This is a genomic window from Actinomycetospora aeridis (assembly GCF_037400275.1).
GTDB classification, from domain to species: Bacteria; Actinomycetota; Actinomycetes; order Mycobacteriales; family Pseudonocardiaceae; genus Actinomycetospora; species Actinomycetospora aeridis.
Genome location: NZ_JBBEGL010000013.1, coordinates 67,300 through 86,899, shown reverse-complemented (window position 1 = coordinate 86,899; position 19,600 = coordinate 67,300). Strand labels below are relative to the sequence as shown.

Genomic DNA, 19,600 nt, shown 5'->3' with positions numbered 1-19,600 from the left:
GTGGTCGAGCTCCCGCTGCGCTTCGTCTCCCGCTCAGGGCACGCGCGCGGGGTCGACCGCCGCGGCGCGCAGCGACGCCGCCAGCTCCTCGGACACACGGGCGTGCAGCGCGGTGCCCTCGGCGGTGTGGCGCTCGGCGAGCACCTCGCCCTCGCCGTGGGCCCGGGCCACGAGCGCGCCCTCGGTGTAGGGCAGCAGCACCTCGAGCTCGACGTCGGGGTGCGGCAGCTCCTCGGCGAGGCGCGCGGTGAGCCGCTTCAGGCCCTCGCCGGTGCGCGCGGAGACGAACACCGCGCCGGGCAGGGCCCCGCGCAGCTCCGCGAGCGCCATCGGCTCGGCGGCGTCCACCTTGTTGACGACGAGGAGCTCCGGCGGCGCCGGTGCGTCGAGGTCCGCGATGACCTCGCGGACCGCGGCGATCTGGTCCTGCGCCGACGGGTCGGAGCCGTCGACGACGTGGAGCAGCAGGTCCGCCTCGGCGACCTCCTCCAGCGTCGAGCGGAACGCGTCGACGAGCTGGTGGGGCAGGTGGCGCACGAAGCCGACGGTGTCGGTGAGCGTGACCTCGCGCCCGTCCTCGGTCTCCCAGCGGCGGGTGGTCGGGTCGAGGGTCGCGAACAGCGCGTCCTGCACCAGCACCCCGGCGTCGGTGATCGCGTTGAGCAGGCTCGACTTGCCCGCGTTGGTGTAGCCGGCGATCGCCACCGAGGGCACGGCGTTGCGGCGGCGCCCGCCGCGCTTGGTGTCGCGGACCGTCGACATCGCCTCGATCTCGCCGCGCAGCTTGGAGATGCGCCGGTGGATGCGGCGGCGGTCGGTCTCGAGCTTCGTCTCACCGGGCCCGCGGGTGCCGACGCCGCCGCCCCCCGCGCCGCCGCCACCGCCGGCGCCACCGCCCTGCCGGGACAGCGACTCGCCCCAGCCGCGCAGCCGCGGCAGGAAGTAGCGCAGCTGTGCCAGCTCGACCTGCGCCTTGCCCTCCCGGGAGCGCGCGTGCTGGGCGAAGATGTCGAGGATCAGCGCCGTCCGGTCGACGACCTTGACCTTGAGCTTCTCCTCGAGGTTGCGCAGCTGCCCGGGCGAGAGCTCGCCGTCGCAGATGACGGTGTCGGCGCCGGTGGCCTGGACCGTCTCGCGCAGCTCGACCACCTTGCCGGAACCGACGAAGGTGCCGGGGTCGGGCGTCTGGCGGCGTTGGATGAGGCCGTCGAGCACCTCGGAGCCCGCGGTCTCGGCGAGGCGGGCGAGCTCGGTGAGCGACGCCTCGGCCTCGCGGGACGTGCCCTCGGTCCACACGCCGATGAGCACCACGCGCTCGAGGCGCAGCTGGCGGTACTCGACCTCGGTGACGTCGGTGAGCTCGGTGGACGACCCGGTGAGCCCGGGGACCCGGCGCAGCGAGGTGCGCTCCTCGAGGTCGAGGGCGCCGCCCGTGGGCTCGCCGACCGGCTCGTCGGGCTCGGCCGACGGGTCGAGCCGGATGTCGCTGGAGCGGCCCGACGCACGGGTCGGGGTGAACGGGCGGGGGTCCTGCGCTGCGGGTTCTGTCATGTTGCCATCCATGGTTCCACGAGGGGCAACGCGAAAACCACCGTCAGCGGGTCAGACACCCGCGGGGACCGCCGCACCCCACGTGCCGTGCGCGACCAGCTCGGCCGGGCCGGTCAGGGTCGTCGTGGCCCCGTCGACGCCGACGAGCAGCGTGCCGCCGGGGGTGTGCACGGTGACGGTGCCCGTGTGCCGCCCGGCCGCCTCCAGCGCCGCGACGGCCCCGGCGACCGTGCCCGTGCCGCAGGAACGGGTCTCCCCCGAGCCGCGCTCGTGCACGCGCAGGCGCACCGCGCCGTCGGCGAGCGGCGTGAGGACCTCGACGTTCACGCCGTGGGGGAACAGCGACCGGTCGTAGGCGGGCGGCGTCGCGAGGTCGAGGGCGTCGAGCGCCGTGCCGGTGACGCAGGCCAGGTGCGGGTTGCCGACGTCGACGGCGACGCCGGTGAGCTCGACCCCGTCGACGACGGTCGTCGACGCGGGCCCGAGCACGGCGGGCCCCATGTCGACGGTGACCGGGCCGGTGCGGTCGACGGTGACCCAGCGCGTGCCCGCGCGCGTGGCGACCGGGTGGGTGCCGGGGGCGACGAGGCCCGCGTCGACCAGGTACCGGGCGAAGACCCGCACGCCGTTGCCGCACATCTCCGCGAGCGAGCCGTCGGCGTTGCGGTAGTCCATGAACCAGGTGGCCTCGCTGCCGTCGACCCCGGCCGCGACCGCGACCGGCGCGTCGGTGCGCACCACACGCAGCACCCCGTCGGCGCCGATCCCGCGGCGGCGGTGGCACAGGGCCCGCACGAGGTGGCCCTCGCCGGCGTCCAGGTCGAGCGAGCCGTCGGCGTCGGGGAGGACCACGAAGTCGTTCTCGGTCCCGTGTCCCTTGACGAACTCCACGTCGTCCAGCCTATCGACGCTCCTCGACGTGCGTCGGCTGCACTTCGTCGTGACGTGCAAAACATCTCAGTCCGCAAATCTGCACAGACTGCAAGATCGGCCTACAGTAATCGGCGTGACCACGGGACTGCGCGAGCGCAAGAAGCTCAAGACGCGGCGGGCGCTCGGCGCGGCCGCCCTCGAGCTCGCGGTGACCCACGGCCTCGCCGAGGTGACCGTCGAGCAGATCGCCGAGGCCGCCGACGTCTCGCCGCGCACCTTCTTCAACTACTTCTCGTCGAAGGAGGAGGCGGTCGTCGCGGCCGACGTCGAGCGGGCCCGCGACACGGCCGAGCGCCTCGCCGAGCGCCCCGCGGGCGAGCCCGTGCTCGAGTCGGTGCGCGCGGTGATGCGCGAGATGGTGGTCGACGCCCCGCGCTCGCGGGAGTGGATCGCCCAGGTCCGCCTCGTGAAGTCCGAGCCCTCGCTCGTGCCCCAGCAGCTCGCGGCCTACGCCGCCGCCGAGGCGCACCTCACCGGGATCATCGCCGACCGCACGGGCCTCGGTCCGCGGGACCTCTACCCGGCGGTCACCGCCGCGGCGGTCATGTCCGCGATGCGCGTGGCCACCACCCGCTGGCTCGAGTCCGACGGGGACGGCGACCTCGTCGGCGTGGTCGACCAGGTGATCGACCTCCTCGCCGTCGGCCTGCAGTCCCCGCCGTCGCGGGCGCCCTGAGCGGCGACGTCCCCCAGCACGTCCACCACCCCTGCGCTCCCCTCCCGGAGAACCCTGATGTCCGCACCGGCGACGACGCCGCCCGCTCCCGGCTCGACCGCGAACGGCGCCGAACCCCCCGCCACCCGCCACGTGCTGGTGGCCCTCTCGGGCCTGCTCATGGCCCTGTTCGTCGCGATCCTGTCGTCGACGATCGTGTCCAACGCGCTGCCCCGGATCCTCGCCGACCTCGGCGGGACCCAGGCGCAGTACACCTGGGTGGTCACCGCCTCGCTGCTCGCGATGACGGCGTCCACCCCGATCTGGGGCAAGCTCGCCGACCTCTTCTCGAAGAAGCTGCTCGTCCAGATCGCGATCACGATGTTCATCGCCGGGTCGATGCTCTGCGGGCTCACCACGAGCACCGGCATGCTCATCGGCTTCCGCGTCATCCAGGGCCTCGGCATGGGCGGGCTCATGGCGCTGGCCCAGGTCGTGATCGCCGCGATCATCCCGCCGCGCGAGCGCGGCCGGTACTCCGGCTACCTCGGCGCGATCATGGCGGTGGCCACGGTCGGCGGCCCGCTCATCGGCGGCGTCATCGTCGACACCATCGGCTGGCGCTGGTGCTTCTACGTCACCGTTCCGATCGCCGTCGTCGCGCTCGTCGTCCTGCAGCGCACCCTGACCGTGCCGACGGTCAAGCGCGAGGTGCACATCGACTACCTCGGCGCGGTCCTCATCGCCGCCGGCGTCTCCGCGCTGCTCATCTGGACCTCGCTGGCCGGGCACCAGTTCGCCTGGGGCTCCTGGGCCTCGGTGGCCTGGGTCGGCGGCGGCATCCTCGCGCTCGTGCTCGCCGTGGTGGTCGAGTCGAAGGTCCGCGAGCCGATCGTCCCGCTGCACCTGTTCCGCAACCCGACGGTGGCGCTCGCGACGATCGCCGGCCTGTTCGTCGGCGTCGCGATGTTCGGCTCGACGGTCTACCTGTCCCAGTTCTTCCAGCTCGCCCGCGGCGCCTCGGCCACCGAGGCCGGGCTGCTGACGCTGCCGATGATCGCGGGGCTCTTCCTCGCCTCGACGATCGTCGGCCAGCTGATCACCCGCTACGGGCGCTGGAAGCCCTACCTGGTGGGCGGCGGCATCCTGCTCACGCTGGGTCTGCTCGGCGAGGGCCTGTTCGTCAGCGCGACCGTGCCCTACCCGCTGCTCGCGGTGTTCATGGCGATGGTCGGCGTCGGCGTCGGTGCCACCCAGCAGAACCTCGTGCTCGCGGTGCAGAACCAGGTCGCGATGAGCGAGATGGGCGCCGCCAGCTCGACGGTCGCGTTCTTCCGCTCGCTCGGCGGCGCCGCCGGTGTCGCCGCGCTCGGCGCGCTGCTCAGCTCGCACGTCTCGAGCTCGATCACCTCGGGCCTGGCGAACCTCGGCATCCCGGCCTCGGCGACCGGCTCGTCGGGCGGGCAGATCCCGAACCTCGCGACCCTGCCGGCGCCGATCCGCACGGTCATCGAGAACGCCTACGGCGACTCGATCGGCCTGCTCTTCCTCGTCGCCGCGCCGCTGGCGCTGATCGCGCTGATCGCGATCCTGTTCCTGCGCGAGGTGCCGCTGCGGCACACGATCGACATCGAGGAGACCGAGCCCCCCGCGCTCCCGGCCGTCACCGAGACGGAGACCGGCGCGACGGGCGCCGACACGGTGCGGCTGCGCCGGCCGACCCTGCGGGGCACGGTCCGCCATGGCGGCGAGCCCGCGCCGTACGCCGTCCTGACGGTCGTCGACGCCGACGGGCGCCAGCTCGGCCGGGCGGTCGCCGACCGGGAGGGCGCCTACAGCGTCGACGCGGTCCCCGGGCGTCCGCACCTGCTGGTCGTGCAGTGGCAGGGCAACCCGCACGTCGAGGCGCTGGGCGGGGCCACCGGACCGCAGCACCGCGACATCGCGCTGACCACGGCGGACACCGGGCGCCACGCCCGGCCCGAGGCGCTCGACGCCCCGACCGTCTCCCTGGGAGCCGAGCGGTAGCACCCCATGTGAGCGAAATTCCCGGCGATAGCCGGGAATTTCGCTCACATGCGACGTTCGGCCCAACGCCCCAGGACCATGGCGACGAGGTCGGGCGCGGCGGCGTCGAGCCAGGCGACCCGGTCGTCGCGGCGGAACCACGAGCGTTGCCGGCGTACCAACCGGCGGGTGGCGACGACCGTGCGACGGCGCGCCTCGTCGAGGTCGATCGTGCCGTCGAGGTGCTCGATCACCTCGCGGTAGCCGACGGCCCGCCACGCGGTCGCCCCGTCCCGCAGGCCCCGCGCGACGAGCCGGCGGACCTCGTCGAGCAGCCCCGCGGCCAGCATCCCGTCGACACGCTCGGCGATGCGCTCGTCGAGCACCGCGGTGTCGCGGTCGAGGCCGACGAGCAGCGCGTCGTGGCGCGGTGCCCCCGGCCGGGGCAGGCTCGCGGCGAACGGCCGCCCGGTGAGCTCGACGACCTCGAGGGCCCGCACGATGCGGCGCCCGTTGCTCGCGAGGATCCCGCCGGCCGCGTCGGGGTCGCGGGCGGCGAGGCGCGCGTGCATCGCCGCCGCGCCGACCTCGGCGAGCTCGGCGTCGAGACGGGCCCGCAGGGCGGGGTCGGTGCCGGGGAACTCGAGGTCGTCGAGCACCGCCTGCACGTAGAGGCCGGACCCGCCGACGATCAGCGGCACGCGCCCCCGGGCGCGGATCGCGTCGACCGCGGCGCGGGCGTCGCGCTGGTAGGCGGCGACCGTCGCGGTGTCGGTGACGTCGAGGACGTCGAGCAGGTGGTGCGGCACGCCGTCACGGGCGTCGGGCGGGAGCTTCGCGGTGCCGATGTCCATGCCCCGGTAGAGCTGCATCGCGTCGGCGTTGACGACCTCGGCGCCGCCTCCGTGCCGCGCGAGCTCCCGGGCGATCGCGAGCGCGAGGTCGGACTTCCCGGTCGCCGTGGGGCCGACAAGGGCGATCGGGCGGGAGACGGAGCGGGGAGCTCGACCCGTCGAGGACGTCATCGCGCCCCAGGATCCCAGACGGGCCCGGACCCGTCGCCGGGGAGTGAGCGAGGGGGAAGGGAGTTCCTGCGCGCTCGGCGGACCTGCTTGAATGCCCGAACCGTAGGAGCTGGAGGTGTCGGGGCCGATGACCGACGAGCAGGCCGCGGAGGTGACCGGCGCCGCCGGGACCGCCGGGGCCACCGGCATCACCGACGGGGCCACGCCCGACGGCACCCGTCCCGGTGACGGCGCGGACGTCGAGACCGCCCCGGCCCACCCGGTCGTGCCGACCCCGGGTCCCCCCGCCGCCGCGCCCTCGTTCCCGGCGGTGACGTCGGCGGCCGCCGACCCTGCCCGCTGGGGCCGGGTGGACGGCGACGGCACGGTGTGGGTCACCGGTCCCGACGGCGAGCGCGCGGTCGGGTCGTGGCAGGCGGGCGACGCCGACGAGGGCCTCGCGCACTTCGCGGTGCGTTTCGACGACCTGCGCACCGAGGTCGACCTGCTCGTCCGCCGTCTGACCGGCGGCCGCGGCGAGGCCCGCGCGATCCTGCGCAGCGCCACCTCGCTGCGCGAGCGTCTCGTGGACGCCCCGGTCGTCGGGGACGTCACCGGGCTCGGCCAGCGCCTCGACGCCGTCGTCAGCGCCGCGGAGGGGGCCGAGGAGGCCGACCGCGCGGCCCGGGCCGGTGCCCGCGACGACGCCGTCGCCCGCAAGGAGGCGCTCATCGCCGAGGCGGAGGGCCTCGCCGAGGAGACGACGCGCTGGAAGCACGCCGGCGACCGCTTCCAGGCGATGATCGAGGAGTGGAAGGCGGTCAAGGGGATCGACCGCAAGACCGACGACGCGCTGTGGAAGCGCTTCTCCCGCGCCCGCGAGACCTTCGCCCGCCGCCGCGGGGCCCACTTCGCCGAGCTCGACCGCGCCCGCACGGCCGCGAAGGCGCGCAAGGAGGAGCTCGTCGTCGAGGCCGAGTCGCTCACGGACTCCACCGACTGGGGTCCGACGGCCGGGCGCTACAAGGAGCTCATGGCCGAGTGGAAGGCCGCCGGGCGCACCAGCAAGGACGCCGACGACGCCCTGTGGGCCCGGTTCCGCGGCGCCCAGGACACGTTCTTCTCCCGGCGCTCCGAGACGTTCTCGGCCCGCGACGCCGAGTTCGCCGACAACGCCCGGGCCAAGGAGGAGCTGCTCGCGGAGGCGGGCCGCATCGACCTCGCCGACGTCGACGCCGCCCGCGCCGCGCTGCGCGACGTGCAGGAACGCTGGGACGCGATCGGCAAGGTGCCGCGGGAGCGGGTCCGGGAGTTCTCGACGCGCCTCAAGGAGGTCGAGGACCGGGTGCGCGCCGCCGTCGACCGCCGGTGGCAGGCCGCCGACCCCGAGACCGAGGCCCGGGTCGGGCAGTTCCGCGCCCGCGTCGAGCAGTTCGAGGCCCAGGCGGCGAAGGCCCACGCCGCCGGCGACCGCCGCCGTGCCGAGGAGGCCGAGCGGCAGGCCGCGCAGTGGCGGCAGTGGCTCGCCGCCGCGGAGGACGCGACGCGCTGAGGCGGTCCTACCGGCGGGAGAACGCGTAGCTCGCCCAGCGGGCGGCGAGCACGATCATCGCGAGCAGCGCGAGCCAGAGCCCGACGCCCGGCCCGGTGCCGGCGCTGGTGTTCTGCGACCAGATCGCCCACAGCCCGGTCACCGACGTGATCGTGCACCCGGCCGCCGTGACGAACACGGCGGGCCAGCGGGCGGTGAGCAGCGTGACGGCGGTGCCGACCACGCCGAACACCACGGCGAGCGTGCCGAACAGCCGCGGGAGCCCCGTGACCCCCGGCCGGCCCAGGACGACCTCCCAGCCCGAGGCGCCCAGCCCGGTCCACGGCAGCACCGCGGCGAGCAGGAGCACGAGCACGGCGACGGCGGCGACGAGCGCGCCGGCCCCGAAGTCGACCTTGCCGGGCGCGGCGGCGGGTGCGGCGGGCGAGCGGGGGGCGTCGGTGTCCCCGTCGGTATGGCTGTCGGCGTGGTTGTCGGTGTGGTTGTCGGTGTGGTTGTCGGTCACTCAGACCTCCGTCAGCGCCGGGCCGCAGGCCGCGACCGGCTCGGGGACCGCGGCGGGCGGGCCGAGCGTCGGCAGGCCCAGCCCGGTGGTGCGCGGCGTCGTCGGCCGCTGCCCCGCCGCGTGGGCGTCGCCGGCGCGGGTGCGGCGGTGGGTCAGGACGTCACCGTCGGCGACGACGTGGTGGGGCGCGCCGTAGGTGGCGCGCACGGTGACGACGTCGCCGGGGCGGATCTCCTCGACCGTCCCGGTCGGCGTGAAGTGCACGAGCCGCCCGTCGCGGGCGCGTCCGCTCATCCGCCGGGTCACGGTGTCCTTGCGGCCCTCGCCGGTGGAGACGATCAGCTCGAGGTCGCGCCCGACCTGCTCCCGGTTGAGCTCCAGGGAGATCTCGTCCTGGAGGGCGACCAGCCGGTCGTAGCGCTCCTGCACGACCGCCTTCGGCACCTGGTCGGGCAGCGTCGCCGCGGGCGTGCCCGGGCGCGGTGAGTACTGGAACGTGAAGGCCTGGGAGAACCGCGAGGCCTCGACGACCCGCAGCGTCTCGGCGAAGTCCTCCTCGGTCTCGCCGGGGAAGCCGACGATGATGTCGGTGGTCAGCGCCGCATCGGGCATCGCGTTCCGCACGTCGGAGACGATGTCGAGGTAGCGCTTCGCCCGGTACGAGCGGCGCATCGCCCTGAGCACCCGGTCCGACCCGGACTGCAGCGGCATGTGCAGCTGGGGGCAGACGTTCGGCGTCTCGGCCATCGCGGTGATGACGTCGGAGGTGAAGTCGCGCGGGTGCGGGCTGGTGAAGCGCACCCGCTCGAGGCCCTCGACCCGCCCGCAAGCGCGCAGGAGGTCGGCGAACGCGGTGCGCCCGCTCGCACGGTCGTCGAACGAGACGCCGTAGGCGTTGACGTTCTGGCCGAGCAGCGTCACCTCGAGCACGCCCTCGGCGACCAGCGCCTCGACCTCGGCGAGGATCTCCCCCGGCCGCCGGTCGACCTCCTTGCCGCGCAGCGAGGGCACGATGCAGAAGGTGCACGTGTTGTTGCAGCCCACCGAGATCGACACCCAGCCCGCGAACGCGGAGTCGCGGCGCGCGGGCAGGTGCGACGGGAAGGTCTCGAGCGCCTCGAGGATCTCGACCTGGGCCTCGCCGTTGTGGCGGGCGCGCTCGAGCAGCGCCGGCAGCGAGCCCGTGTTGTGGGTGCCGAACACGACGTCGACCCACGGCGCCCGGCGCACGACGGACTCGCGGTCCTTCTGCGCGAGGCACCCGCCGACCGCGATCTGCATCCCGGGCCGCTCGGCCTTGCGCGGCGCGAGGTTGCCGAGCTGGCCGTAGAGCTTGTTGTCGGCGTTCTCGCGCACCGCGCAGGTGTTGAACACGACGAGGTCGGCGCCGTCGGCGTCGTCGGTGTGCTCGTAGCCGGCCTCCTCGAGCACGCCCGCGAGGCGCTCCGAGTCGTGCACGTTCATCTGGCACCCGTGGGTGCGGATGTGGAAGGTCGCGGCGGACGGGACAGCGGTCATCATCGCCCAGGGTAGGCGCCCGTCACTTGCCGAGCGTGCTGGCGTCGAAGTCGTCCCGCCGACCCGTCGTCGCGCGGTTCACGCCCCACAGCAGGACGCCGAGCAGCAGCAGGATCCCGGCGAACAGGTACTCCTTCGGCGGGCGCCCGGAGAAGGGGCTCGCGAGGAAGGCGCAGAGCACCGCGGCGACGATCGGGATGCCCGTCGGCGCCCGGAAGTGCCGGTGGTCGACCCGGTCGCGGCGCAGCACCAGCACCGCGACGTTGACCAGTGTGAACACGGCGAGCAGCAGCAGCGAGGTCATGCTGCCCAGCTCGGAGATGTCGAGCAGCAGCACGAGGATGATCGCGAGCGCGCTGGTCACGACGATCGCGAGCCACGGGGTGCGCCGGCCCGGGTGCACCTTGGCGAACGCGTCCGGGATGATCCGCTCCCGCGCCATCCCGTAGAGCAGCCGGCTGGCCATCATCATGTTGATCAGCGCGGTGTTCGTGACGGCGAACAGCGTGATCGCCGCGAAGACCACGGCCGGGAACGACGGCGACGCGGTCTGGACGACCCGCAGCAGCGCGCCGCTCTCGGCGGCGGCCAGCTCCTCGGTGGGGACCAGCGTCGAGGCCAGCACCGCGACGACCAGGTAGATCGTCGCCGTGATGCCCATGGCCAGCAGCATGGCCCGGGGGAAGGTCCTCGGCGGGTCGACGGTCTCCTCGGCCATGTTCACCGAGTCCTCGAAGCCGACCATCGCGAAGAAGGCGAGCGCGGTGGCCGACGAGATCGCGAGCAGCACCGCGGGCTCGGAGAAGATCGAGCTCTCGGGCGCGGAGGTGGCGAACTCGGTGAGCCGTGACGCGTCGCCCGCGCCGTTGATCACCGCCCAGACGCCCAGCACGATGACGATGGCCAGGCCGAGGAGCTCGATGGCCGTGAGCACGACGTTCACGCGCACCGACTCGCCGACGCCCCGGAAGTTGATCGCGGCCAGCATCAGCAGGAACGCCACGACCACCAGCGGCGTGACCCAGCCGGGCACCTCGCCGACGAGCGCGTCGAGGTTGGTCCCGCCGAACGCCTGCGCGGCCGAGGCCGCGGAGGTGATCCCGGAGCACATCACCGTGAAGGCGACCAGGAACGTCAGGAACGGCCGGCGGAACGCCTGCTGGGTGTAGAGCGCGGCGCCCGCCGCCCGCGGGTACTTGCCGACCAGCTCGAGGTAGCTGAAGGCGGTCATGAACGCCACGACGAACGCGAGCAGGAACGGCAGCCACAGCGCGCCGCCGACCCGCTCCGACACCGTCCCGGTCAGCGCGTAGATCGTCGTGCCGAGGATGTCGCCGATGATGAAGAAGACGAGCAGTTTCGGGCCGATCGCCCGGACGAGGCTCGGCTCGCCGCTCGGGGCGTCGGTCGTCGCGGCGTCGGCCGTGTCGTCGGGCACGGAGCGCATGCTGCCCGGGTCGTCCCCGATGTGCACCTCTCGACACCCTCTCGACCACCCCGGACACTGGCAGGATGCGCGGATGAGCCCGGCCCTGCGTCGCCGCACGGTGTTGCGGGCCGGTCTGGGCGCCGGTCTGGGCGCTGCCGGATTCGGGACGATTGCCCTGGTCGGGATCGGGTGCGCCCCGCCCGACACCACGCCGGTCGTCGTCGCCACCGGCGGCCCGCAGGGCGTCTACCGGCGCCTCGGCGACGCCCTGGCCGGCATCTGGGGCGTCGATCCCGGCGTCCCCACCGGCGTGCTGGCCAGCGAGGGCTCCGTCGACAACGTCGGGATGCTCGTGTCCGGGCGGGCGCGTGTCGCCTTCTGCGCCGCGGACGTCGCGGTCGACGGCGCGGTCGACGGGGCCCGTCCGCGCCACCCGCTCCAGGCGCTGGCCCGGGTGCACGACGATGCGATCCACGTCGTCGTGCCCGCCGAGTCGCCGATCCGCCGCCTCGCCGACCTGCGCGGACGACGCGTGTCGGTCGGGGCCCGCAACTCCGGCGTGCTCGTCATCGCCCCCCGCCTGCTCGCGACCGTGGGCCTGACCGCCGAGCGGGACATGGACGCGGTGATGCTCGCGCTCGACGACTCGGTCGCCGCCCTGGAGCGCGGTCGGATCGACGCGTTCTTCTGGTCCGGCGGCGTGCCCACGGCGGGGGTCGACCAGCTCTCGCGGCGACGCCCCGTCCGGCTGCTCGACCTCGGCGAGGAGACCGCCCGGCTGCGCACCGGCTACCCGGTCTACGACGTCACCACGGTGCCGGCGGGCACCTACCGGCTCCCCGACCCCGTGAGCACCACCTCGGTGCGCAACGTCCTGCTCGTCACCGCGGACATGACCGCCACGCTCGCCGGGTCGCTGGTCACCGCGATGCTCGCCCGCCGCGACGCGCTGGCGCTCGCCGACCCCGCGGGGCGCAGCATCGACCCGCGCGTGGCCATCGGCACCCAGCCGGTGGCCCTGCACCCCGGCGCGGTCGCGGCCTACCGGGCGTTCAAGGGGCTCTGAGCCTCCGCGCCGGCGGGATCCGGGACGTCCCCCGCCGCCTCCCCCGCGGCCGCGTCCGCGCGCTCCCCCGCCGCGTCCGTCGCCGTGGCCGGCGGCAGACGCAGGACGACCCGCAGGCCCCCGTCCTCGGGCAGCTGCAGGACGAGCTCCCCGCCCGCCCGCTCGGCCGACCGCGCGGCGATGGCCAGGCCGAGCCCGGTGCCGTGCCCGTCACCGGTGTCGTGCTGGTCGGGCGCGCGCCAGAACCGGTCGGTGGCCCGCTCCAGCTCGGCCGGGTCGAGGCCACGGCCGTGGTCGCGGACGCCGATCTCGACGCGGCCCTCGACGCGCGCGGTGGAGAGCTCGACCTCCGTGCCCGGGGGCGCGTACCTCAGCGCGTTGTCCAGCACCGCGTCGAGCACCGCGACCACCGAGTCGACGTCGGTGCGCGCGACCAGACCGCCCGGGCCGCGGCGCCGCAGCGACAGGCCCTCGTGCTCGGCGAGCACGCCCCAGGCGTCGGCCCGCTCGTCGAGCAGCGGGTCGAGCGGCAGGGGCACCGGCTGGGCCGGGCGCCCCTCCGCGCGGGCGAGCGCGAGCATCGCGTCGAGCACCCCGGCGAGGCGATCGGTCTCCTCGAGGGCCGCGCCGTGCTCGTCGCGCAGGGCGTCCATCAGGTCGGGGTCGACGCGGGCATCCGGCGCCGCGAGGGCGGCGGCGACGTTCTGCATCCGCAGGCGCAGGGCCGTCAGCGGGTTGCGCAGCTGGTGGCCGGCGTCGGCGACGAACGCGCGCTGCGACTCGAGCGCGTGGGTGACGCCGGCGGCCATCTGGTCGAAGTGCCGGCTCAGCCGCCGCAGCTCCGGCGGTCCGCGCCCGTCGCCGACCGGCCGCGGCGCCCGCCCCGCCCGCACGGCCGCCGCGACCTGCGCCGTGCCCGCGTCGAGGCTCTCGACGGGCGCCAGGATCCAGCGCACCAGCGGCAGCGCGATCCCCGCGGCGACCGCGAGGGCCACCAGCCCCGCCGCGGCGAGCGCCGCCCACACGCGCAGCGTCTCCGCCCGCGCCGGGCCCGTCGGCGAGATCGTCACCGCCGCGCCGCGGACCTCGCCGCCGACGAGCACCGGCTCGGCGAGCAGCAGCGGCGCGGTGTCCCACGGCCACACCGGTGTCGGGGGCTCCGAGCGCTGCCCGGCGAGGGCGAGCTGGACGCGGCGCGCGGCCGGCTCGGGCACCTCGGGGCGCGACGACGCGAGGACACGCCCGTCGCGGTCGACGACCAGCGCGGCGATGCCGTAGACGTCGTCGTACCGGGCGAGCTCGGCCGCGAGCGCACCCGCGTCACCGTCGCCCACGGCCCGCTGTGCCAGCGCGGCGAAGCGTGTCGTGTCGCCGAGACGATCGGCGAACAGCCGCGAGGTCGCCGTCGACGCCGACGCCCCGGCGAGCGGCAGCCCGAGGCCGAGCACCAGCAGCCCGACCAGCACCGAGAAGACGACGAGCAGCCGCGTGCGCACGGGTCAGCCCCCACCAGCAGTGAGCCGGTAGCCCACACCCCGCACCGTCGCGACCATCCCGGGACGTCCGAGCTTGGTCCGCAGGGTCGCGACGTGGACGTCGAGGGTGCGGTCCGCGCCCGGCCAGCGGCGTCCCCACACCTCGGCGACGAGCCGGTCGCGGGTGCACACCGCCCCGTCGGCGTCGGCGAGCAGGGCCAGCACCGCGAACTCCTTGCGGGAGAGCGCCACGTCGCCGCCGTCGACGGTCAGGGTGTGGCGCGCGCGGTCGAGCACCACCCCGCCGCCGAGGTCGGTGACGGGGTCGGCGGCCTGCGGCGCGACCGCCGCGCGCCGGCGGCGCACCGCGTGGATGCGGGCGACCAGCTCGCCGACGTCGTAGGGCTTGACCAGGTAGTCGTCGGCGCCGTGGTGCAGCCCGAGGATGCGCTCGTCGACGCTGCCGCGGGCGCTGACGACGATCACCGGGACGTCGCCGGCCTCGCGGATGCGCCGGCACACCTCGAGCCCGTCGACGTCCGGCAGCCCGAGGTCGAGCAGCACCACGTCGGTCCCGGGCAGGCGCTCCAGCACCGCGTGGCCGCGGCCGACGCGATCGACCTGCATCTCGTGGCGGGCCAGGGCGGCGTGCAGCGCCGCGGCGACGCGGTCGTCGTCCTCCACCACGAGCACGCGCACGCTGGGCCTCCTCCCGGGCTCCGGTGTCCCCCGCGTTACGTCGGTGGCGCCGAACCCTAAGTCTTCCTCAAGAGCGTGGACGCCCCGTTCAGGGCGCTGGCACCTTCCGTTCACCGAGTGTGGCGGTGGCACGACGGACAGGAGCGTGGACATGGCGGACAAGACCCCGGACCCGGCCCCGCCGTCCTCCGGCACGCCGATGGTGCGCATGGCCGGGGTGGACAAGCACTTCGGCGACCTGCACGTGCTGCGCGACATCGACCTCGAGGTCGCCCGCGGCGAGGTGGTCGTCGTGCTCGGTCCCTCGGGCTCGGGCAAGTCGACGCTGTGCCGGGCGATCAACCGCCTGGAGCCCATCGACGGCGGCACCGTCGAGATCGACGGCGTCCCGCTGCCGGCCGAGGGGCGCGACCTCGCGAAGCTTCGCGCCGACGTCGGCATGGTCTTCCAGCAGTTCAACCTCTTCGCCCACATGACGATCCTCGACAACGTCACGCTCGCGCCGACCCGCGTGCGGGGGAGGTCGAGGTCCGAGGCGCAGGAGCGGGCCCGCGCGCTGCTCGACCGCGTGGGCATCGGCAACCAGTCCGACAAGTACCCCGCCCAGCTCTCCGGCGGCCAGCAGCAGCGCGTGGCGATCGCCCGGGCGCTCGCGATGGAGCCGAAGGTGATGCTCTTCGACGAGCCGACCTCGGCGCTCGACCCCGAGATGGTCGGCGAGGTCGTCGAGGTCATGGCCGGTCTCGCACGGGACGGCATGACGATGGTCGTGGTCACCCACGAGATGGGCTTCGCCCGCCGCACCGCGCACCGGGTCGTGTTCATGGCCGACGGCGAGATCGTCGAGGACACGACACCGGACAGCTTCTTCTCCCGTCCCGCCACGGAACGGGCCCGCGATTTCCTCGGCAAGATCCTCACCCACTAGCCACCAACGGCATCTTCGGAAAGGAGCCGTCATGAGGCGCTTCGTCTCGCTCCGGTCCCTGGGCGTGCTCCTCGCGGTGCTCGCCCTGGCGTTCGGCGCCGCGTGCGGTCGCGAGGGCACCCCCGGCGGCCAGCCGGTCGCGGGCACGCCCGTCGCGCAGAACGTCCAGGTCCCCGGCTCGCCGGTCTTCGCCGCGGCGCAGCAGCGGGGCCGTCTGATCCTCGGCGTGAAGAACGACCAGCCGGGCCTCGGGCTCCAGGACCCGACGACCGGGCAGTACACCGGGTTCGACGTCGAGATCGGGCGCATGGTCGCCGCCGGCCTCGGCTTCGCCCCCGAGCAGATCGAGTACCGGGTCATCCCGTCGGCGGCCCGCGAGGACGCGATCTCCCGCGGCGACGTGGACCTCTACGTCGGCACCTACACGATCAACGACAGCCGCAAGCAGCGCGTCGGCTTCGCCGGCCCGTACTTCGTCGCCGGCCAGGACCTCCTCGTCCGCGCCGACGACCAGTCGATCACCGGGCCCCAGAGCCTGCAGGGCAAGCGGGTCTGCTCGGCCACCGGCTCGACGCCGATCCAGCGCGTCCGCGAGCAGAACCTGACCCAGAACGTGGTCGAGTTCCAGAACTACTCGCAGTGCGTCGACGCCCTGCGCGGCGGCCAGGTCGACGCCGTCACCACCGACAACGCGATCCTGCAGGGCTACGCGGCGCAGACGCCCGACCAGCTGCGCGTCGTCGGCCAGACCTTCTCCGAGGAGCCCTACGGCATCGGCATGAACCGTGACGACGCCGCGCTGCGGAACAAGGCCAACGACCTGCTCGCGCAGGCCGAGAACGACGGCACCTGGACACGGCTCTACAACGAGACCCTGGGCCGCTCCGGCACCCCGGCCCCGCAGCCCCCGCCCATCGAGCGCTACTGACGCGCTCTGTGCGCTGCGCGCTCGTGAGTGCTCGTCCGGGTCCCGGCACGGACGAGCACTCACGGGCCGACGGAGGAGGCACACGTGGACGTCCTGTTCGGCAACCTCAGTGAGTTCCTGACCCGCTTCGGCGGCACGATCGGCCTGTTCGTGCTCTCGGCGATCGCCTCGCTGATCCTGGGCGTGGTCCTCGCGGCGATGCGGGTCAGCCCGGTCCCCGCGATGCGCGCGACCGGCACGGCGTACGTGACCCTGCTGCGCAACACGCCGCTGACTCTCGTGCTGTTCTTCTTCGCGCTCGGGTTCACCAAGCTGTTCTTCTACCTGCCGTTCTTCCTGCTCGCCGTCGTCGGCCTCTCGCTCTACACGGCGGCGTTCGTGTGCGAGGTCGTGCGCGGCGGGATCAGCACCGTGTCGGCCGGCCAGGCCGAGGCGGCACGGGCGCTCGGGCTCGGCTTCAGCCAGACCCTGTCGCTCGTCGTGCTCCCGCAGGCGGTGCGCTCGGTGATGCCGCCGCTCACCAGCGTGCAGATCGCCCTGCTGAAGAACACGACCGTGGCCGCGGGCTTCTCGGTGTTCGAGGCCGGCGGGTTCTACCGCTCGATCAACGAGCAGGGCGGCTCGACCCTCATGGCGCTGATCTGGGTCGCGCTGGGCTTCATCATCCTCGTCATCCCCCTGACGGTGCTGCAGCGCCGGCTCGAGAAGCGCTGGAGCGTGTCCCGATGAGCGCCCCGACGATCACCCTCTACGACGTCCCCGGGCCGCGCGCGAAGGCCCGCAACGCCACCGTCGGCGCGCTCACCGTGGCCGTCGTCATCGGGCTCCTCGCGATCATCGTCTGGCGGCTCGCCGCGACCGGGCAGCTCGACGCGCGGGTGTGGGAGTGGATCCTCTACGAGAACGTCCAGCTCGCCCTCGTCGACGGGCTGATCGCGACCCTGCAGGCGTTCGCCTCGGGCGCGGTGCTCGCGCTGGCGCTCGGCGCGGTGCTGGCCCTCGGCCGGCTCTCCGACCACCGGTGGCTGCGCACCGTCTCGACCTGGATCGTCGAGCTGTTCCGCGCGGTCCCGCTCGTCGTGCTGATGTTCCTCTTCTACTACGGCCTGCCGTCGGCGGGGATCACGGTGTCGAGCTACGCCGCCGTGGTGCTGGGGCTGATGCTCTACAACGGCGCGGTGCTCGCCGAGGTGTTCCGGGCGGGCGTCCTGGCCGTGCCGCGGGGCCAGTCCGAGGCCGCGTACGCCCTCGGGCTGCGCAAGTCGGGCGTGATGCGGTTCGTGCTGCTGCCGCAGGCGGTGCGCTCGATGCTGCCCGCGATCGTCAGCCAGCTCGTCGTGCTGCTCAAGGACTCCGCGCTCGGCTTCCTCATCACCTACCCCGAGCTGCTGTTCCAGGCGCAGTACCTCGGGTCGAACGCCGCCCTGGGCTCGCCGCTGATCCCGGTGGCGATGGTCGTGGCGGTCATCTACATCACGCTCTGCCTGCTGCTCTCGGCCCTGGCGTCGTGGCTCGAACGGCGGACGCGGCGCAACCCGGCCGTCCTCACGGTCGCGCCGACCGAGCGGCCGGACGACGCGTGACCCCGGGCGGGCCCGCGCCCACGCTGCGTCCCGCCCGCGCCGACGAGCTCGAGGTGCTGCGCCAGATCGAGATCGCGGCCGGCGCGGTGTTCCGTGACGTCGGGATGGACCCGATCGCCGACGACACCCCGCCGTCGGTGGTCGCGCTGGCCGGTGCCCTCGACCGGGGCGGGCTGTGGGTCGCCGCCGACGCGGACCGTCCCGTCGCCTACCTCATGGACGACGTCGTCGACGGCGAGGCGCACCTGGAGCAGATCTCCGTGCACCCCTCCCACGGTCGCCGGGGCCTCGGCGCACGGATGGTCGAGGACCTCGTCGGGCGCGCCCTCGCCGGAGACCGCACCTCGATCACGCTGACCACCTTCGTCGACGTCCCCTGGAACGCGCCCTACTACGTGCGGCTCGGGTTCCGCGCCCTCGCCGACGAGGAGCTGGGGCCGGGGCTGCGGGCGATCCGCCGCGCCGAGGCCGCGCGCGGGCTCGACCGCTGGCCGCGCGTGGCGATGCGACGTCACCAGGAGTGATCATCGGGCGGTATCGCGGTGACGAAAGCCCTCTGATGCCCGACTCCTGCTACTCTCCGTACGCATCGGGCGGGAGGGGTGGCGGATGGCTGACGACGAGGCACCGGCCGGGCCGACGCCCACGGTCCGGGCGCGAGTGGGTTGGGCCGTCGTGACGCTCGGGCTGGTCGGCCTCACCCTGTACCTGCTGTGGCAGGGCGGCTCCGCGATCTGGGACGCGGCGGTGCTCGCGGCGCGCGGCGAGACGGTCTCCGCCCGGGTCGTCGAGGTCGACCTGAACACCAAGCTGGGCATGCCGGACGAGCTTGTCGTCCTGCCCGGTGGCGCGACGGTCCCGGTCGAGATCGCCACCCGCCGCGAGGACATCGGGGTCGGTGCCGTCGTCGACGTCGTCGTGGATCCGGATGCGCCGGACCGGGCCGCCCTCGCGAGCGACGGCTGGCCGTGGCTCGCGACGCTGATGCCCCTGTTCCTCGCGCCGTGGGTCGCGCTGAGTGCCCTCGTCACCCTGGGCCCGGCCCTCGGCGTCCGGACCTCCGATCCCAGCGAGCAGGAAGCCGCCGGCGAGCCCTAGGTCACCGAGTCCGGACCGGGCGCCGGGGACCGGTACTGGTCGCGCAGCGGCACCGGGACGGACTCCGCCGCCCGGGCCAGGTCCTCGACGGAGCTCGGGTGGCTCGTCTCGAAGTCGAACAGGCGCGCCCAGTCCGGCTCGACGGCGATGCGCACCATGCGCCGGTACATCGCCCGGGCGTTGCGGGCCCACGCGTCGTAGCCCTCGTCCGGGATGATCTTCCGCGACGCCGCCACGTACTCCTCGGGCGGACCGTCCTCGACGGCCTCGAGCCGCGCCGTGCCCCGCAGCAGCAGGGCGCGCGGAGGCCACCCCGCCGTGTCGATCGTGAGCGCGACCCGGGGGCGCCTCGCCAGCCCGCGGACCTTCACGTCGTCGGGAAGGCTGTGCACGAGCACCCGCGTCGGCTGCCAGAGGAAGCTCACCGGGACGACGCGCGGGTCGCCGTCGGGCGCGGTGTAGGCCAGGCGCGCCAGGTGGGGACCGGTGAGGAGATCGTGCGCGATCGGCCGGGCCATCACCTCGGCCACGTCGTCCTGGTCCACGTGCGCTCCCCTCCCGTCCGGCCACCGGTCCACAGGGCACCGTGGCAGATCGGGACGGACGGGCTCTTCTCGTCACGTGCGACCCGTCGGAGGGCACCGCGACCGCGTCACGGTGCCCTCCGGA

General features: G+C 74.4%; 19 protein-coding genes. 10 read left to right on the top strand and 9 right to left on the bottom strand.

The genetic code is table 11. The annotated features are described in order from the left end of the window. Nucleotides 1-33: 33 nt before the first annotated feature. The gene (hflX, locus tag WCD41_RS28695; RefSeq protein WP_337718662.1) at nt 34-1,551 is read right to left on the bottom strand and encodes a GTPase HflX; all 1,518 of its coding nucleotides are present in this window, start codon (nt 1,549-1,551) and stop codon (nt 34-36) included. 51 nt (nt 1,552-1,602) lie between these two features. Beyond that, nucleotides 1,603-2,442, bottom strand: coding sequence for a diaminopimelate epimerase (gene dapF, locus WCD41_RS28690; protein ID WP_373695214.1), 840 nt, complete (start codon nt 2,440-2,442; stop codon nt 1,603-1,605). Nucleotides 2,443-2,557: 115 nt separating this feature from the next. On the opposite strand from dapF, the gene WCD41_RS28685 reads away from it, so the two are divergent. Both WCD41_RS28685 and WCD41_RS28680 read left to right on the top strand, forming a co-directional pair. Beyond that, a complete protein-coding gene (locus tag WCD41_RS28685; protein ID WP_337718661.1) occupies nt 2,558-3,160 on the top strand; it encodes an acyl-CoA-like ligand-binding transcription factor in 603 nt (200 codons plus the stop codon). A 57-nt stretch (nt 3,161-3,217) separates the two neighbouring features. After that, the gene (locus tag WCD41_RS28680; RefSeq protein ID WP_337718660.1) at nt 3,218-5,167 is read left to right on the top strand and encodes an MFS transporter; all 1,950 of its coding nucleotides are present in this window, start codon (nt 3,218-3,220) and stop codon (nt 5,165-5,167) included. A gap of 44 nt (nt 5,168-5,211) precedes the next feature. Here the strand turns inward: WCD41_RS28680 and miaA are convergent, their stop codons facing one another. Beyond that, nucleotides 5,212-6,171 carry a tRNA (adenosine(37)-N6)-dimethylallyltransferase MiaA gene (gene miaA / locus WCD41_RS28675; RefSeq protein WP_337718659.1) on the bottom strand — a complete coding sequence of 320 codons (960 nt, stop codon included), beginning with the start codon at nt 6,169-6,171 and terminating at the stop codon, nt 5,212-5,214. A 127-nt stretch (nt 6,172-6,298) separates the two neighbouring features. Between miaA and WCD41_RS28670 the strand changes: the two genes are divergently transcribed. Further along, entirely contained in the window at nt 6,299-7,702 is a 1,404-nt protein-coding gene (locus WCD41_RS28670; protein ID WP_337718658.1) for a DUF349 domain-containing protein, read from the top strand. Between the two features lie 7 nt (nt 7,703-7,709). Here the strand turns inward: WCD41_RS28670 and WCD41_RS28665 are convergent, their stop codons facing one another. From WCD41_RS28665 to WCD41_RS28655, 3 genes are read right to left on the bottom strand one after another with little or no spacing between them, the layout of a single operon-like run. Then, the gene (locus tag WCD41_RS28665) at nt 7,710-8,207 is read right to left on the bottom strand and encodes an Rv2732c family membrane protein (RefSeq protein ID WP_337718657.1); all 498 of its coding nucleotides are present in this window, start codon (nt 8,205-8,207) and stop codon (nt 7,710-7,712) included. After that, the gene (gene miaB / locus WCD41_RS28660; RefSeq protein ID WP_337718656.1) at nt 8,208-9,725 is read right to left on the bottom strand and encodes a tRNA (N6-isopentenyl adenosine(37)-C2)-methylthiotransferase MiaB; all 1,518 of its coding nucleotides are present in this window, start codon (nt 9,723-9,725) and stop codon (nt 8,208-8,210) included. It abuts the gene before it with no gap. 22 nt (nt 9,726-9,747) lie between these two features. Then, on the bottom strand, nt 9,748-11,163 hold the full coding sequence (locus WCD41_RS28655) for an APC family permease (protein WP_373695213.1): 1,416 nt from the start codon (nt 11,161-11,163) through the stop codon (nt 9,748-9,750). Nucleotides 11,164-11,245: 82 nt separating this feature from the next. Here WCD41_RS28655 and WCD41_RS28650 point away from each other — a divergent pair, with 82 nt between their 5' ends. Next, nucleotides 11,246-12,220, top strand: coding sequence for a TAXI family TRAP transporter solute-binding subunit (locus WCD41_RS28650; protein WP_337718655.1), 975 nt, complete (start codon nt 11,246-11,248; stop codon nt 12,218-12,220). Here WCD41_RS28650 and WCD41_RS28645 read toward each other — a convergent pair. Both WCD41_RS28645 and WCD41_RS28640 read right to left on the bottom strand, forming a co-directional pair. Further along, nucleotides 12,196-13,716: a sensor histidine kinase gene (locus tag WCD41_RS28645; protein ID WP_337718654.1), complete on the bottom strand. Its 1,521-nt coding sequence runs from the start codon at nt 13,714-13,716 to the stop codon at nt 12,196-12,198. The two genes, WCD41_RS28650 and WCD41_RS28645, sit on opposite strands and share 25 nt — an antisense overlap. Before the next feature lie 3 nt (nt 13,717-13,719). Next, nucleotides 13,720-14,394, bottom strand: a complete 675-nt coding sequence (locus WCD41_RS28640; protein ID WP_337718653.1) for a response regulator transcription factor — start codon at nt 14,392-14,394, stop codon at nt 13,720-13,722. A gap of 199 nt (nt 14,395-14,593) precedes the next feature. On the opposite strand from WCD41_RS28640, the gene WCD41_RS28635 reads away from it, so the two are divergent. The 6 genes from WCD41_RS28635 to WCD41_RS28610 all read left to right on the top strand — a co-directional run bounded on the left by WCD41_RS28635 (nt 14,594) and on the right by WCD41_RS28610 (nt 18,931). Then, nucleotides 14,594-15,322, top strand: coding sequence for an amino acid ABC transporter ATP-binding protein (locus tag WCD41_RS28635; RefSeq protein WP_337718686.1), 729 nt, complete (start codon nt 14,594-14,596; stop codon nt 15,320-15,322). A gap of 31 nt (nt 15,323-15,353) precedes the next feature. Further along, entirely contained in the window at nt 15,354-16,250 is an 897-nt protein-coding gene (locus WCD41_RS28630) for a glutamate ABC transporter substrate-binding protein (RefSeq protein WP_337718652.1), read from the top strand. An 84-nt stretch (nt 16,251-16,334) separates the two neighbouring features. Beyond that, nucleotides 16,335-16,979: an amino acid ABC transporter permease gene (locus tag WCD41_RS28625; RefSeq protein ID WP_337718651.1), complete on the top strand. Its 645-nt coding sequence runs from the start codon at nt 16,335-16,337 to the stop codon at nt 16,977-16,979. Then, nucleotides 16,976-17,833 (top strand): amino acid ABC transporter permease, encoded by an 858-nt coding sequence (locus WCD41_RS28620; protein ID WP_337718650.1) that lies wholly within the window; start codon nt 16,976-16,978, stop codon nt 17,831-17,833. The genes WCD41_RS28625 and WCD41_RS28620 overlap by 4 nt, the downstream gene beginning before the upstream one ends. Next, on the top strand, nt 17,830-18,357 hold the full coding sequence (locus WCD41_RS28615; RefSeq protein WP_337718649.1) for a GNAT family N-acetyltransferase: 528 nt from the start codon (nt 17,830-17,832) through the stop codon (nt 18,355-18,357). The genes WCD41_RS28620 and WCD41_RS28615 overlap by 4 nt, the downstream gene beginning before the upstream one ends. An 85-nt stretch (nt 18,358-18,442) precedes the next feature. Beyond that, nucleotides 18,443-18,931 (top strand): DUF3592 domain-containing protein, encoded by a 489-nt coding sequence (locus WCD41_RS28610; protein WP_337718648.1) that lies wholly within the window; start codon nt 18,443-18,445, stop codon nt 18,929-18,931. Here WCD41_RS28610 and WCD41_RS28605 read toward each other — a convergent pair. Beyond that, nucleotides 18,928-19,476 (bottom strand): pyridoxamine 5'-phosphate oxidase family protein, encoded by a 549-nt coding sequence (locus WCD41_RS28605; protein WP_337718647.1) that lies wholly within the window; start codon nt 19,474-19,476, stop codon nt 18,928-18,930. The two genes, WCD41_RS28610 and WCD41_RS28605, sit on opposite strands and share 4 nt — an antisense overlap. Nucleotides 19,477-19,600 lie beyond the last annotated feature (124 nt).